Source organism: Mesorhizobium sp. M5C.F.Ca.ET.164.01.1.1, from assembly GCF_004792125.1.
Lineage (GTDB): Bacteria > Pseudomonadota > Alphaproteobacteria > Rhizobiales > Rhizobiaceae > Mesorhizobium > Mesorhizobium wenxiniae.
This window is the reverse complement of the sequence record NZ_SRTG01000417.1, coordinates 1-313: the sequence shown is the minus strand read 5'-3', so window position 1 is coordinate 313 and position 313 is coordinate 1. Positions and strand designations below refer to the sequence as shown.

The window sequence follows — 313 nt, the reverse complement described above, 5'->3', positions numbered from 1 at the left end:
CGCCGGTCTATGACACACTTGCGGCCAAGGGCGCGCAATGGGGTGTGTCCTACGAGGTCGAAGTGCCGCTCTGGTACGCGCCGGATGGCGTCAAGGATGAGTTCTCCTGGCGGCGCTCGACCGATTTCGAGCATGTCGCCAAGGAAGTCGTGGCGGTGCGCGAAGGCGTCGGCCTGTCGGAAATTTCCAACTTCGCCAAATACAAGGTGACGGGCGAGGGCGCGGCCGCCTGGCTCGACCGCATGCTTGCCTGCAAACTGCCTAGGCGCGGCCGCATGACGCTGGCGCCGATGCTGAAGGACGACGGCAGGCT

The 313-nt window shown here is 65.2% G+C and carries 1 pseudogene; it reads left to right on the top strand.

The features are described from left to right. Positions 1-313, top strand: a pseudogene (locus EN807_RS34080) (aminomethyltransferase family protein); the annotation flags it as partial.